Annotated in this window: 10 protein-coding genes; 8 read left to right on the top strand and 2 right to left on the bottom strand. The window is 35.3% G+C overall.

Annotated features, from left to right (window positions below; genetic code table 11):
- Positions 1-5: 5 nt before the first annotated feature.
- Both PEDSA_RS06890 and PEDSA_RS06885 read right to left on the bottom strand, forming a co-directional pair.
- Entirely contained in the window at positions 6-1,178 is a 1,173-nt protein-coding gene (locus PEDSA_RS06890; protein ID WP_013632443.1) for a glycosyltransferase family 2 protein, read from the bottom strand.
- 9 nt (positions 1,179-1,187) lie between these two features.
- A complete protein-coding gene (locus PEDSA_RS06885; RefSeq protein ID WP_013632442.1) occupies positions 1,188-2,102 on the bottom strand; it encodes a glycosyltransferase family 2 protein in 915 nt (304 codons plus the stop codon).
- A gap of 36 nt (positions 2,103-2,138) precedes the next feature.
- Here PEDSA_RS06885 and PEDSA_RS06880 point away from each other — a divergent pair, with 36 nt between their 5' ends.
- From PEDSA_RS06880 to PEDSA_RS06845, 8 genes are all read left to right on the top strand, one after another.
- Positions 2,139-2,678, top strand: coding sequence for a hypothetical protein (locus tag PEDSA_RS06880; protein ID WP_013632441.1), 540 nt, complete (start codon positions 2,139-2,141; stop codon positions 2,676-2,678).
- A gap of 10 nt (positions 2,679-2,688) precedes the next feature.
- Complete coding sequence (locus tag PEDSA_RS06875) at positions 2,689-3,813, top strand: fused response regulator/phosphatase (RefSeq protein WP_013632440.1); 1,125 nt, start codon at positions 2,689-2,691, stop codon at positions 3,811-3,813.
- Between the two features lie 3 nt (positions 3,814-3,816).
- Positions 3,817-4,155 carry an STAS domain-containing protein gene (locus tag PEDSA_RS06870; protein WP_013632439.1) on the top strand — a complete coding sequence of 113 codons (339 nt, stop codon included), beginning with the start codon at positions 3,817-3,819 and terminating at the stop codon, positions 4,153-4,155.
- Positions 4,155-4,676, top strand: a complete 522-nt coding sequence (locus tag PEDSA_RS06865; RefSeq protein WP_013632438.1) for a sensor histidine kinase — start codon at positions 4,155-4,157, stop codon at positions 4,674-4,676. The genes PEDSA_RS06870 and PEDSA_RS06865 overlap by 1 nt, the downstream gene beginning before the upstream one ends.
- A 201-nt stretch (positions 4,677-4,877) precedes the next feature.
- On the top strand, positions 4,878-7,322 hold the full coding sequence (locus PEDSA_RS19515; protein ID WP_013632437.1) for an LruC domain-containing protein: 2,445 nt from the start codon (positions 4,878-4,880) through the stop codon (positions 7,320-7,322).
- Between the two features lie 291 nt (positions 7,323-7,613).
- On the top strand, positions 7,614-10,100 hold the full coding sequence (locus PEDSA_RS19510; protein WP_013632436.1) for an LruC domain-containing protein: 2,487 nt from the start codon (positions 7,614-7,616) through the stop codon (positions 10,098-10,100).
- A gap of 209 nt (positions 10,101-10,309) precedes the next feature.
- Positions 10,310-12,370, top strand: a complete 2,061-nt coding sequence (locus tag PEDSA_RS06850) for an LruC domain-containing protein (RefSeq protein ID WP_013632435.1) — start codon at positions 10,310-10,312, stop codon at positions 12,368-12,370.
- Between the two features lie 89 nt (positions 12,371-12,459).
- Positions 12,460-14,349 carry an AAA domain-containing protein gene (locus PEDSA_RS06845; protein ID WP_013632434.1) on the top strand — a complete coding sequence of 630 codons (1,890 nt, stop codon included), beginning with the start codon at positions 12,460-12,462 and terminating at the stop codon, positions 14,347-14,349.
- The last annotated feature ends 3 nt before the right edge of the window (positions 14,350-14,352 follow it).

Raw genomic sequence — 14,352 nt, 5'->3', positions numbered from 1 at the left:
CTCCTTTAAATTTTTCTTTTTGCCTTTTCCCAGGCTGCAGACTGTTGCCCTTTAAAATATCTTATGGTTCCTGCTAAAGCTGCATAATTCATCAGACAGAAATAATAGGGGACAAAGAACATCTTCATTTTGATTTTCTTTTTCTCGAGTATCCAACCTAGTAATGCCGCGGTATAAAATACTGCTTGCAGCATTAAGGTGAGGTGGTAAAACCTCAGTTGTGGATATCTGTTAACTATAAGAATATTTAATAGCAAAATTATAATCAATAAAGAAGGAGTGGCCGCCCATCTTAAAACCTTATGACTTATGTACTGGAACGTTAGAACAGGGTTTATAAAGGGATTTGCCGCTTTTTTTAGCCTGAATATTGACTGGATACCACCTGCGGAAATTCTGATTTTTCGTTTTAGTTCTTCCGCAGAATTTTCTGATGCCGTTTCCATAGCATAAGCTTCTGGTTCGTAGGCAATGATATATCCTTTTTCAGCAATACGCATCGCAATCATGTGGTCATCAATAATTGTATCGCTTTCAACGGGAGGATACAGTTGAGTTTTTATGCTGAATAATTCGCCTGCGGCAGCTACATTCGAATACAATTCGTAATCCCATTTCTTTAATTTGGATTCATACTTCCAGTAGAAACCTTCTCCGGCAGAACTGGCATCGGATTTTTCATCTACCTGAATTCTTTTTTCTCCGGCAACGGCACCAACTTTTGGATTTTGGTAGTGTTTAACCAACTGCAACAAAGCGTCTTCGTTTAAAAATGTATTGGCGTCAGTAAAGACAGTGATTTCAGACTGTATTGAAGGCATAGCCCTTTTTATTGCTGCCATTTTGCCTGCCCTTATGTTTTCGTGAAGTAAATCTATTTCGGCGTAGCCGGAAATAATTTCAGGAGTTGCATCAGAGGAACCATCTGTAATAAACAGAATCTGTAGTTTGCTTTTATCGTATTTTAGAGATAAACAGTTTTTTATCTTTTCTCGAATAAAGTCTTGCTCGTTATAGGCGGCGACCAATAAAGTTAAGCTAGGCAGATTTTCAGGAATGGCAAATGTAGCCGGCTTTTTCAATAATGATTTGATTTTTACAATAACATAAAGGAGTAAACCGTAGCCAATAAAGCTGTAAATAATGATAAAAATGCCGATCCAAAAAAAAGTAATCATAATAATGTTTTAGCCAGGAATGTCGTAACCTAAATTTTTACTGTTCTTATTGTGTGTGAAGTTCCAAAGAAGTCCTTTGTATACCCATTTTACCAGATTTCTCTTCCCTTTTTTTTGATAGTTGATAATCATTCTGGGGCATGCTATCAGACTATAATAAATCCAAAACAAGAGTGTATTTAATAGTCCTGTATTCCTGCGGATGAATAACATTCTGTTTCTTGTGAAAAAATAGGTTTTTAACGGACTTTCTTTTCCCACACTAACAGATTCCTTATGGTAAATATGTGTTTTTCCGGTAAACCATATCTCTTTACCAATCCGTTTAAATTTCTCGCACCAGTCTAATTCTTCATAATAGAGAAAGTAGCTTTCTTCCATGTAGCCTGCTTTCTCCAGATCGCTTTTTCTGCACATAACAGCGGCGCCATGGCAGTAACCAGTCTGTTGCGTATGATTAAACTGGCCTTTATTTATTTCGAACTGGCCAATGCAGGAGTTTCGGGCGGTTAGGTAGTCCATGGGAGTAAATCCCGCATATTGTACCAGATTTTTACGATCGAAATAAAGAATGAGAGGAGATAACAAACCAATTTTTGGATTACTTTCAAATTGTTCTATAAGTTTCTCTATAAAGCCTTCAATTACCTCTGTATCATTATTTAATAGCAGAATATATTCTCCCTGTGCAACTTTAAAACCAAGATTGTTCCCTCCGGCAAAGCCTAAATTTTTGTCAGACCTAATGAAAATAATATCAGGAAAAAGTTCTTTAAAAGTATTTTCATGGTTATTTTTACTTCCGTTATCGACAACGATTACTTCCAGAGGATAATCTTTGTAATGCAGATTGATGGAATTAATTAATTCAACAGTTACTTCGGGCTGATTGAAATTGACTGTGATGATGGAAACTTTTACCATTAAAACGAAGGTATATTTGAACAAATAAACAAGATTTTGTCAAAAGAAAAAAACATATCCAAACAGATTAGGCAGTTCGAAGCTTTAGAGGGTAAAAATCTAGAGGTAGAAGCCCGTTTAGATGAATTGTTGAAACTGCTGGATAAAAGCGATTTAGATTCGTCCAGTATTAAAGATATCCAGAAGAAATTTAATAGTGTCGTAGAAAAGAAACTTAGTCAGAAACAATTTATATCAGAAATAAAAGAGGTTAGTATTGGTGAAATAGATAGTTTAGAGAAGTTGAATCAATTGGAAATCTTGTTGAATAGCAATTATTTAGATTCTAAACAGGCAAAAAAAATCAGATTTAAGGAAACCTTTGCCAAGATTGTACAAGTTATAATGGGCTTCCTGATGATTACATTAGGTTTTGCAATGGTTATTTTACCTGCGCCTCCATATTTTGAAATGTTCACTATTTTCCATTTTACTTATAATGATGGCTTCACTTTGATGGATTTGATATCCCTGATTATTATCGCATCGGGAATTTACATAATTATCAAATCTTATCTTAAATTTAATAACGAATAAGAAGTAAGACTTGAATAATAAAATTCTTTTGGTAGATGACGAGCTTTTTCAGCTAAAATTGTTGGAAAACTTATTAAAGTCACATGGCTATAGTTGTAAAATAGCTACATCTGTAAAGCAGGCAATGAAGATTCTGGACAATTTTGTTCCTGATCTGATTATTTCTGACTATAGTATGCCGCACATTGATGGTTTTGTATTTAGGGAGCAAGTTCTGCAAAATGAAAACGTAAAAGATGTTCCTTTTATTTTTCTAACTTCTTTTAACGATAGCGAACTGGTTCAGAAAGGATTGGATTTAAGTGCGTTGGATTATATACCAAAAAATATTCCACCGCAGCAACTTATTTCGAAAATAAAGAACATTACCAAGGCGGTGGAAGAACAGCATAAGAAATCGCTTTCTGAACTGCGTAAAGTTGCCGAGAAGCTTAACCTGAAGAATGTGCCCAAGGAAGCGCCCGAACTAAATCATTTTGAAATAGCTTTTCATAACCAGACTTTTCAGAATTATCCGGGCGGAGATTTTATTGATTTCATCAAAGTTGATGAAAGATACACGTTTGTGATATTGGGAGATGTTATGGGGAAAAAATGGGGTGCATGGTTTTTCTCATTTAGTTTTCTTAGCTATATACGCTCAGCTATCAGGATATGTGTTTTCGACGGAAACCTATCTTTGGCAACGATTCTTAATAAGATAAATCAAGTAGTTTATCACGATGATTTCTTTGACGACGTATTTTCTACATTGAGTATAGTGCTGATAGATGATAAAGAAGGGAAATTGTCTTATAGCGGGGCAGGTGACCTTCCGCTTTTAAAGTACAACGCAGCAAATAAAAGCTTAGAAACATTTAAATCGCAGGGATTACTATTGGGTTTTTTTGAAGATGGTAATTATGAAGAGCAAGATATAGAAATTGACAAAGAGGACGAACTTTTTATTGTATCTGATGGAATGATGGATTTTGAAATAGATGGAAAGAAAAAATCTGATTTGAATGTATTAAAGAATAGATTGCTGTCTTATAAAAAACAGGGATTATCATTAGAAGAAATTAAGAATTTGTTATTCAACGAACATAAAACCCAGATAGATGATTGCAGTTTTATAACATTTAAAAGAAAGTAGTATATGAAATTAGAAGAAAAGGACTTAGAAAACGGAATATGTTTAGTAACTATTGGAGAAGCAGAAGCTAATTTGAGCGTTGCCGATGATTTTAAATCTAAGATAATACAGAAGATTGAAAAAGGTGAAAAGCAGATTATCATCTCGTTTAAAAAGGTTACTTACATAGATAGTTCTTTTTTGGGGGCATTGGTTTCTATTTTGAAAACATTGTTGCCGGTTAAAGGAAAATTGGTTTTGATAGATGTAAATTCGAATATTTATAGTCTTTTTGAAATTACAAGACTTAATAAAGTATTTATTGTAGAAGATTCTTTGGAGACAGCGATATCTCTATTCTAATGAGTTCAAAACCTTATATAATATTAGAAAACGCTCCCAAAAGAGCAGATGATATTGGTGCTTTCCTGAATAAAGTAATTTCTGAGATCAAAACTAAAATACTACTTTCCTCATTGCAGGAAAATAAATTGAGATTTGTTATTATCGAACTTTGTACTAATTGTATCAAGCATACGAAAGGAAACAACTGTGTTTTCGAGATAGGGGTTTCAGAAGATAATATTCAAATATCAAAGAAGGTTTTTGATCATTGCTTTAAACCCAATCTATTGGAAAAAATTGGCCAGCTTGAAATTGGTAAAGTCGCAGAGATTTATTTTTCGGAAACCAATAACCATTTTATTGAGATCTTAAGAGAAAATAAGTTTCGCTTTTTAGATCCAAAAAAAATGGGGTACACTACAGATCAACTGAAAGATCATTTTGGTCTACATATCATTACAATTTGTTCGGATGATTTTATCTATGAGTTTGATGAGATTGAAAAAATAGAGGCATTCCGTGTTTATATGAAGATCTAATCTGTGTGTAATATGAGCCGCTAAAAAGGTGTTATGTGGAATTTAATACCCGGTTTTTAATCTTGAATGAAATATGAGATATTATTTCGAGCCTTGTAAAGCATATTAAAGATGTTTTTTTGATAAGTGTAAACATTAATTGGAAATGGTTCATTGTTTGCATTTACGGTTGCATCTTTAGGATAATAGAATAAGTTAAATATGAAAATAAAATACTTTTCCATTTTAGCAATCGCTTTTTTAGCAGCATGTAAAAAGGATGATGTTTCGGTAAGTGATTTTGGAAAAAGCTTGAGTGAAGTAAATATTTCAGCTCAGTTTGATTGGAAAACAACACATGATGTGAATTTTAGTATCGGTGTAAGCGATTCCAGATTTGCCGACAAAAAACATGTGATTACCATTTATAGTGGTGATCCAGGTAATGGTGGTCAAATTATTTTAAAAGGTTCTGCAACTCTTGTTGAACCTTATAATGCAAAAATTGCATTACCAATAACCATAGCACAAGTTTATGTGGTAAAAACAGCTCCCGACGGAAGTACAGTATCCGGTGCTGTTAACCTTACTTCAACAAATGTGTCCGTTGCAATTAGTGAAAATAGTGTGGTTGGCCCTGTCTCAGGAATTAAATCTGTTAAATCATTTGCCTCTGGATTTTCAATTTTAAGTGCTCCGGTTGCTGAACCGAGCCCGGCAGTTCCTGTCGGTGCAATCGTTGTTTCTTCAAGCTACCAAAATGGATATAATTTTGAAGCAAATAAAACTTATGTTATCAATGGAAACAACATTGAAATCAATAACATTAATGAAGTAAGAGGTGCGGTTTATGTAACCGGTACCAACGTAGCTTTAAGGGGTGCCAAATTACTGGCTGGATCTGAATTATACATTTTGAGCGGAGCATCTGTTAACTTCCAGAATTTCAATTATAATGGAAACGGAAATGCGATATTTAAAATCTTTGGAGCTGTAACTGGTTTAGATAATCTGCATGTTAAAGGGACTTTTTATAATACAAAAGATCTGAAAATTAACGGTGTTCTTTATGTTTCAGAAGGAAGTACGGCGACAAACTTCGGTTCTACGTTAGAAGTAACGGCGAATTTAGACAATGCAGGTACATTTAATAACCATGGTATTTTAACAGTAAGAGGAAACCTTAATTCAAATAACAATAACCCTGCTTTCGTAAATACAGGTATAGTTAATCTTTATGACAACTCTACTTATACAGGAACATTTAGAAATGATAATACTTTTAGTGTAACAAGGGGGGAGATTAATCTGAATGGGCCTAGTATGATTAATAACGGTACATTAATAGCCACAAACTCAAAAATTAATGTTTCAGGTACGGTATCTAATAATGGATCTGTTACTGTTAGAGAGCTGAATAATACAGGTTCGGGAAAAATTATCAATAACTGCAAATGGTGGGTATTAACAGATTTCAACAACGACAGTAAATTCGATAATTATAGTTACCTGCAGGTAGATAACGGAAGTAACCTGAAAGGAACTTTTAATCTATATAACGGTGCTATGTTGTCTACAAAATATCTTTGGGCAGCAGACGGTATTATTGAAGGTTTTGGTAATGATACATCACTGGTGAAAGTTATTACTTCATCTAATGAGGGAGTTTCCGCAAATGGAGGCGTTAAATTTAAGGGTAAATTTCAATACTGTGATCCTAGTCGTACTATAAATCCATCCAGATTTGACGGAGTAGCAAAGCAAGGTTGTGGGGTTTATATAGCTAAAACTTCTTGTAATACTGTAGGAAATGGAACAGCTCCTGCGCCGATAAAACCAGATACAGATGGCGATGGTATAATTGACGAAGAGGACGATTATCCAAACGATCCAACAAAGGCATTTAAAAACTATAGCTTAAATTACAGTACAGGCGGTTCATCAGTGGCATTCGAAGACAGCTGGCCTTTAAAAGGTGATTATGACCTTAACGATATTGTTATTACCTATCGCTATATGATCGTAACCAATGCACAGAACAAAGTGGTTCAGGTTAATGCAGATTACAAGCTATTGGCTACGGGGGGCAAATTTAATAACGGAGCAGGTATTCAGTTCAATCTCCCTGCTGCATCAGCTAAAAACTTCACAGGTAAAGCAGGAACTTATTTAGAAAGCGGTCAGGACAGTGTTGTTGTCATCTTATTTGAAGACAGCCGAAAAGAGCAGCAAACCTGGAATACCAACCCGGGAGAAACCGTATCACCGGTGGTAGATTACAGTATTACTTTTGATGTGGTTAACGGGCCTTTATTAAGTGCTTTCGGTGTTAGTGCGTACAATCCATTTATCTGGAATAACACAACAGGTTATGGAAGAGGATATGAAACACATTTATTGGGCAAGAAAGCGACTAATAAGGTAAATTCAAATCTTTTTGGAACAGGCGACGATAATTCCAAAAGTGGCAGAACATACTCAACGCATGACAACCTGCCTTGGGCTCTGGAAATCCCGACTGCACCTTTCAAATATCCGAAGGAGCGTGTAGCAATTACAGATGCATATTTGAAATTTGCACAATGGGCGGCATCCAGCGGAACAGAATATCCTAATTGGTATACAAATTCAGCTTCCGGATATGTAAATAACTCATTGTTATATTAAATTTAAGGATATCATTTATAAAAAGGGAGCTTAGGCTCCTTTTTTTGTTATGCGTTAACTCTAAATTTGAATTGCTAAAGAACGAGATGTTTATCGGAATATGAATAGATGTGTTTTGTGGAATTCCGGGGAATAAAATGCCCTTTATTTTTGTGTTTGCTGTAGAATATATATCAATAAAAAGAATAATCAGGGTTTAAACAGGTTTTAAGTCCTGCATGAGTCTGTTAAAAATAATGGAATATTTTTTGGCTAAGTATTACCAAGAAAATAATTAAAATAATTGAATTTATGAAAATAAAATACTTATCGATTCTAATTATAGTATTTTTAGCAGCCTGTAGAAAAGATGGGTTACAAGTTGAAGATAATGGGAATAAGAACTTAAATGAAATTTCTGTATCTCCTCAATTTGACTGGAAAACAACACGTGACGTGAATTTTAGTATAAGCGTTAGTGATGACCGTTTTCAAAACAATAGCCATGTGATAGCTATTTATGTTGGAGATCCATCAAAAGACGGGCAATTAATATCAAAGGGTGCAGCCAATTTAATTACGCCATTTAACACAAAGATTTCTCTTCCTGTAGCACTGCAAGAGGTTTATGTGGAAAAAATAGATCCTACGGGGGAAAGGATTTCGGGACTTGTAAAAGTATCAGCGGGAAAAGTATCTGTAGCAGTTGGCGAAGCAGGAATTATAGGCTCTGTTTTACGGAATAATAATACTGCTGCTGTGAAATCCGGGCTATCTGTACTGGCAAATCCGACATCGGAAGTTAGTCCGGCATGTCCTCAATCTCCAAATGTTACTATTTCAGCAGGGGGTGATTATGACTTTGTAAACGGACAAGTATATGCAATTACAGGTAATAATTATACTGTAAAAGCTAAGCAGGATATTAAAGCCAAAATTTATATCTGTGGTACGAATATCACGCTTAAGGATTTTAAACTTAGTGATAATGCTGAGATATATGTGTTAAATGGTGCTTCGGTTAATTTTTATAATGATATTGAGTGGAAGGGCAATAATGCAACATTTAAGAACTTTGGTACTATAACAGGGTTAAAGAAACTGAAAGTCACCAATGGGGGATTATTTTATAATACCCAAAGTTTAGATCTGGAAGATTTTGAGATTTATGATAAAACAAGTAAAGTAATCAATTTCGGATCGGAATTAAAGGTAAAAAATAATGCTACTAATAAAGGGTCTTTCTTTAACTATGGCTCTTTTAGAGTAAAAGGAACTTATACAGCGTATTCTGCAACTGATTCATATACAAAAAACACTTCTAACTTTATTGTTGAGGGGGGAGGCACTTCCACATTTAAAGGAAAGTTTGTTAATGATGCAACTCTGAATCTTATAGAGGCTACAGAATTGAAATTTGATAGTGGTGTTGATACTTTGATTAATAATGGGATTTTAACAGCAGAGAAAGCTAAAATTCATAACGATGGTATGATTAATAATAATGGGACTTTTACCGTTAAAAATATAGAGAACCATTATGATAAATCCGCTGGGAATAATGGTACAATTATAAACAACTGTCATTTAATTGTTACCGAGGAATTTAGTAACAATGGAGGTATAGTTCATAACTATGCTTTGATTGAAGTGAAAGTTAAAAGTAAATTAGATGATAAGAGTACTTTGAATTTATATAATCATGCTATGTTTTATACTGCCAGAATGGAAACAGCAGATGGAATAATAGCAGGATATGGTTCTGTGTCTTTAGTAAAGGCAGATATATCTGATACTAAAGTAGCAACTAATGGTGGTGTTAAATTTAAAGGTGCTTTCCAATATTGTACAAATATTACTATTCCATCAGCTAGATTTGACGGAGTAGCAAAACAAGGATGTGATGTTTATATAGCAAAAACTTCTTGTAATACTGTAGGAAATGGAACAGCTCCTATAGTAATAAAACCGGACACAGACGGTGATGGAATAATTGACGAAGAGGATGATTATCCAAACGATCCAACAAAGGCATTTAAAAACTATAGCTTAAATTACAGTACAGGCGGTTCATCAGTGGCATTCGAAGACAGCTGGCCTTTAAAAGGTGATTACGACCTTAACGATATTGTTATTACCTATCGCTATATGATCGTAACCAATGCACAGAACAAAGTGGTTCAGGTTAATGCAGATTACAAGCTATTGGCTACGGGGGGCAAATTTAATAACGGAGCAGGTATTCAGTTCAATCTCCCTGCTGCATCAGCTAAAAACTTCACAGGTAAAGCAGGAACTTATTTAGAAAGCGGTCAGGACAGTGTTGTTGTCATCTTATTTGAAGACAGCCGAAAAGAGCAGCAAACCTGGAATACCAACCCGGGAGAAACCGTATCACCGGTGGTAGATTACAGTATTACTTTTGATGTGGTTAACGGGCCTTTATTAAGTGCTTTCGGTGTTAGTGCGTACAATCCATTTATCTGGAATAACACAACAGGTTATGGAAGAGGATATGAAACACATTTATTGGGCAAGAAAGCGACTAATAAGGTAAATTCAAATCTTTTTGGAACAGGCGACGATAATTCCAAAAGTGGCAGAACATACTCAACGCATGACAACCTGCCTTGGGCTCTGGAAATCCCGACTGCACCTTTCAAATATCCGAAGGAGCGTGTAGCAATTACAGATGCATATTTGAAATTTGCACAATGGGCGACATCCAGCGGAACAGAATATCCTAACTGGTACACAAATTCAGCCTCCGGCTACATAAATAATTCACTATTATATTAATAACCAGCGTATAAATATAGTAAAAGCCTCCATTAGGAGGCTTTTGTTTTTATGGGGATTTCTTTCCTTAAAACGGGGATTCCGTTTCGCTGTATAGATTGTAAAAATGCACTTATAGACGAAATAACCTGCATTATTCCTTTGGCATAATTATTTCAAAATGACATGATGTAATGAAAACATTACAGAAGTTTTAGCTAAGAACATAAATGAAGAAATCTACTTTAACGCTCTCTTTATTAATAAGTATTTTTCTGGCTTCTTGTAACAAGAACTCTCTTACCGAGCAAGGGTTACAAGCAGTAGATAAATATGCTCCGGAAGGTTTTAATTATTCTACAACAAAGAATGTAGATCTTATTATTCAATTAAAGTCAAGAACCGATCTGCCTGTAAATGGAGTCCTTACCAAAGTGTACTATCCAGGTAAAACAGAGTCAGGAGACGAAATAGCCAGTGCAATAAGCAATGAAAAAGGGGAACTTACTTTAAGTTTGGTAATTCCGTCCCATGTGGAATACCTAATCGTAGATCCTGCTTATGTTGGTTTAATGAGAAATGCACTTGTTAAGGTAAATAATGGGCCTACCCGAGCAGTTTTGGGAGGACGTGAAGGATATGCTGGAAGTGTTATACCAGCCGGGAATCTATCTGCTATAAAACCATCTTTAAGTAACAGTATTCTTTCTAATTCAGGTGTAACTTATCATTACGATAAAAATGATTACGATGAACTGGGCAGGCCAAAAAATTTATTACCATTGGATAATACGGTAGATTTTGTTCAGTTAATGAAAGAAGTGAATGCATCCTTACCAGAAAGAAAAGACGGTATCTATCTGCATCCACAATATATTGCCAATAATACACCCAGCAATTTAAATTTAACCGTATCTTCTGAAGTTTCGCTAACTTTTGTTCACGAAGGAGCTAACTATAGAAACTCGCTAGCATACTACACTTATCCAACAGGAAACAAGCCTTCTAAAATAGATGATATTAAAGATATTCATCTGGTGTTTCCTAATGCTTCTTTAAAAGGACATACCGGCGCAGGTAATATGCTGATGGGAGATAAAGTTAAACTTGGCAATTTCCCGGCAGGAACTTCAATCGGTTTTCTGCTTATTCAGAATGCCTATAATAATGATGCTTCTATAAGTTATTCCAATACTCAGTTTTATAGTGATCAGGAGTTTAATCAGGGGAGTAGCGCAGGGTTGAAAAGACACAACGTTTTATTGTACAGTCAGTCTCAAAAAGTGTTTCTGATTGGTTTCGAGGACATGAGAAGAGACATGGTAGCAGTTTCTGATAACGACTTTAATGATTTGGTCTTTTTTGCTCAAACAAGTGCTTTGAATGCTATTGACCCCACAAATATTCCTAATTTGGAAAGCAATGTTACAGACAGTGATGGCGATGGTATTCCTGATACAATAGATGAGTTTCCTAATGATCCGGACCGGGCTTATACAAGGTATTATCCGGCTAAAAATAGTTGGGGAACTTTAGCATTTGAGGATCAATGGCCTAAAGAAGGCGATTACGATTTTAATGATCTGGTAGTTAGTTATCGTTATAAATTTGTAATGAATAGTGTCAATAAGGTGAAAGACGTTATTGGAAATTATGTCCCATTGGCTTCAGGTGCAGTTTATCGCAATGGATTTGGTGTGGAGTTCCCTTGGGGAGCAACTGGTGTAAAATCAGTAAGTGGATTCAGGTTACAATCAAATTATATCACCGTAGATTCAAAGGGATTGGAGATCGGACAAACTAATGCAGTGATTATTCCATTTGATAATGCTAAATCTCTATTTAAAACTTCTTCTGCTTATGTAAATACAATTGCAGGAAATCAAAAAATAAAAGGTGATACGGTAAATGTTACTCTTACTTTTATTGGATCAGAATATGAAGCTAGTGTAATTGGGAAAGTACCTTTCAATCCTTTTATGATAAGCGATGGAGTTAGAGGAAAAGAAGTTCATTTACCCAATAATAAACCTACAAAACTAGCTAATACAGGTTTATTTGGAACCTCGGCTGATGCTTCAAAACCAGAGCAGAACAATTATTACATCACTACAGATAACAGACCATTTGCATTGCATATAGCAGATGATTTTAAATATCCGATAGAAACTGTAAATATCATGGATACATACCTGCATTTTAAAGAATGGGCAGCATCTGGAGGAACGAATTATAAAGATTGGTATTTACCTAATACGGGTTACACCAATAGCCAAAATATATACAAATAAGCTCTCATCAACCGCTTCTTCAGTAAAATGTCGAAGCGGTTTTCATTTATGGGTGTGTCTATTGTAAAAGGAGATAGTTACCTTTGTGAATGTCTTATTTTTTAGAGCTCCAGAATCTTTTAGAAATAGAAAGAAAAGAAGATCTGTCTCTTTTTGAAAATCAAAATAAATTATTATCAAATGCCGAGAAACGGAATTTGGGGATAGTTTGGTACCCTATAGCTATTCGAAATACCGAAATCGGAAGAGGTGATTATTTGCTTGTTGAAGTCGAGCGGACCACACATCAGGAAATTGTACATCAGTTCAGATCGGGAGTGCCAGTTGCATTTTTTACACATCATGATTCAGACCTGAAATTGGAAGGTCTGATTAGCCATGTTTCAGCCAATAGAATGCGTATTGCGTTAAAGGTTGACGAATTGCCGGATTGGATGAATAAAGGCAAAATAGGAGTACAGCTATTATTCGATAATAATAGTTATGATGAGATGAAAAGAGCTTTGAAAAAAGCTGAAATTATAGAAAGGAATGATACTGAAAATAGATTAATAAAAGTTCTTACGGGAGTAGAAAAGCCTTTTTTTAAAAAAGAAGCTTCAGGTTATATCTCTTCTAGATTAAATGATAGTCAGAATCAGGCGGTTAACTCTATTCTGGCGGCGCAGGAACTGGCAATTTTACATGGTCCGCCCGGAACAGGTAAAACGACAACCCTGGTAGAGGCAATTTCGGCTTTATATATGCAAAGCGGAAAGCAGATTTTAGTCACTGCGCCGAGTAATACCGCAGTTGACTTACTAACTTTAAAACTAGCTGAAAAGGGGGTGAATGTAATCAGAATAGGTAATCCTATACGTGTATCCCAGAAGTTAGAGGAACTTACGCTTGATTATAAAATCAATCAGCACCAATATAATAAAGAAATAAAGCAGTTAAAGAAACAGGCAGCGGAATATAGAAACATGGCCCATAAATACAAACGGAGTTTTGGGAAATTGGAACGTGAGCAGAGAAAGGCCTTGTTTGACGAGGCACATAAATTATTAAAACAGGTGGAGCAAACGGAGTCTTTTATAAGTGAAGATTTACTAAATAAGGCGCAGGTTATAACCGCAACTCTGGTTGGCGTTAACAATTATGCTATAAAAGACAGAGACTATGATATTGTGGTTATCGACGAAGCTGCGCAGGCTTTGGAACCAGCTTGCTGGATTCCTGTATTGAGGTCCAGGAAAGTGATTTTTGCAGGGGATCATTTACAGCTTCCACCAACGGTGAAATCGAAAGAAGCGGAAAAATTAGGGCTGAGTTCAACTTTACTGGAGAAAAATATGGGCTTTCATCCGGAAGCAGTTTCTCTATTAACCACCCAATACCGGATGAATAAAGAAATAAATGATTATCCGTCAATAGAATTATATGAAAGTAAGCTGCATGCAGACCGTTCTGTGGCAACCCGAAAATTAGATCAGAAGGATATTCCTGTCGAATTTGTAGACACAGCAGGTTGCTCTTTTGATGAAAAGATAAACGGGACTAGCGTGTACAATCCGGAAGAAGCGAATTTTACATTAAAACATTTGACCGGGTTGTTACAAAATCATAACAAGGCAAAATATTCCGTGGCGGTAATATCGCCTTATAAACAACAGGTGGAGTTATTAAAGGAACTGATTGAGGATTGGGAAGATTTAAAGCCATTTTTAGCACAGATTGATATCAATACAATAGATAGCTTTCAAGGGCAGGAAAGAGATATTGTGTATATCAGTTTAACCAGAAGTAATTCCGAGAATGCAATCGGTTTCTTATCGGATATACGCCGAATGAATGTCGCTATTACCAGAGCCAGAATGAAACTCGTTGTGATAGGAGATAGCGGGACACTTTCAAAGAATGCTTTTTATAGTGATTTTATCAGCTATACAGAAAAAATAAATGGATATAAAAGTGCTTGGGAATTTATGCATATTTAAAAA

The sequence above is a fragment of the Pseudopedobacter saltans DSM 12145 genome (assembly GCF_000190735.1).
In the GTDB taxonomy this organism is placed as follows: Bacteria; Bacteroidota; Bacteroidia; order Sphingobacteriales; family Sphingobacteriaceae; genus Pseudopedobacter; species Pseudopedobacter saltans.
The sequence above is the reverse complement of the archived record's forward strand: the minus strand, read 5'-3'. Positions and strand labels throughout refer to the sequence as shown.

Excerpts from the sequence above, each read along its gene's own strand:
- PEDSA_RS06865 (WP_013632438.1), top strand. The coding sequence starts at position 4,155 with ATGAGTTCAAAACCTTATATAATATTAGAAAACGCTCCCAAAAGAGCA.
- PEDSA_RS06845 (WP_013632434.1), top strand. The coding sequence starts at position 12,460 with ATGTCTTATTTTTTAGAGCTCCAGAATCTTTTAGAAATAGAAAGAAAA.
- PEDSA_RS19515 (WP_013632437.1), top strand. The coding sequence starts at position 4,878 with ATGAAAATAAAATACTTTTCCATTTTAGCAATCGCTTTTTTAGCAGCA.
- PEDSA_RS06870 (WP_013632439.1), top strand. The coding sequence starts at position 3,817 with ATGAAATTAGAAGAAAAGGACTTAGAAAACGGAATATGTTTAGTAACT.
- PEDSA_RS19510 (WP_013632436.1), top strand. The coding sequence starts at position 7,614 with ATGAAAATAAAATACTTATCGATTCTAATTATAGTATTTTTAGCAGCC.
- PEDSA_RS06850 (WP_013632435.1), top strand. The coding sequence starts at position 10,310 with ATGAAGAAATCTACTTTAACGCTCTCTTTATTAATAAGTATTTTTCTG.
- PEDSA_RS06890 (WP_013632443.1), bottom strand. The coding sequence starts at position 1,178 with ATGATTACTTTTTTTTGGATCGGCATTTTTATCATTATTTACAGCTTT.
- PEDSA_RS06885 (WP_013632442.1), bottom strand. The coding sequence starts at position 2,102 with ATGGTAAAAGTTTCCATCATCACAGTCAATTTCAATCAGCCCGAAGTA.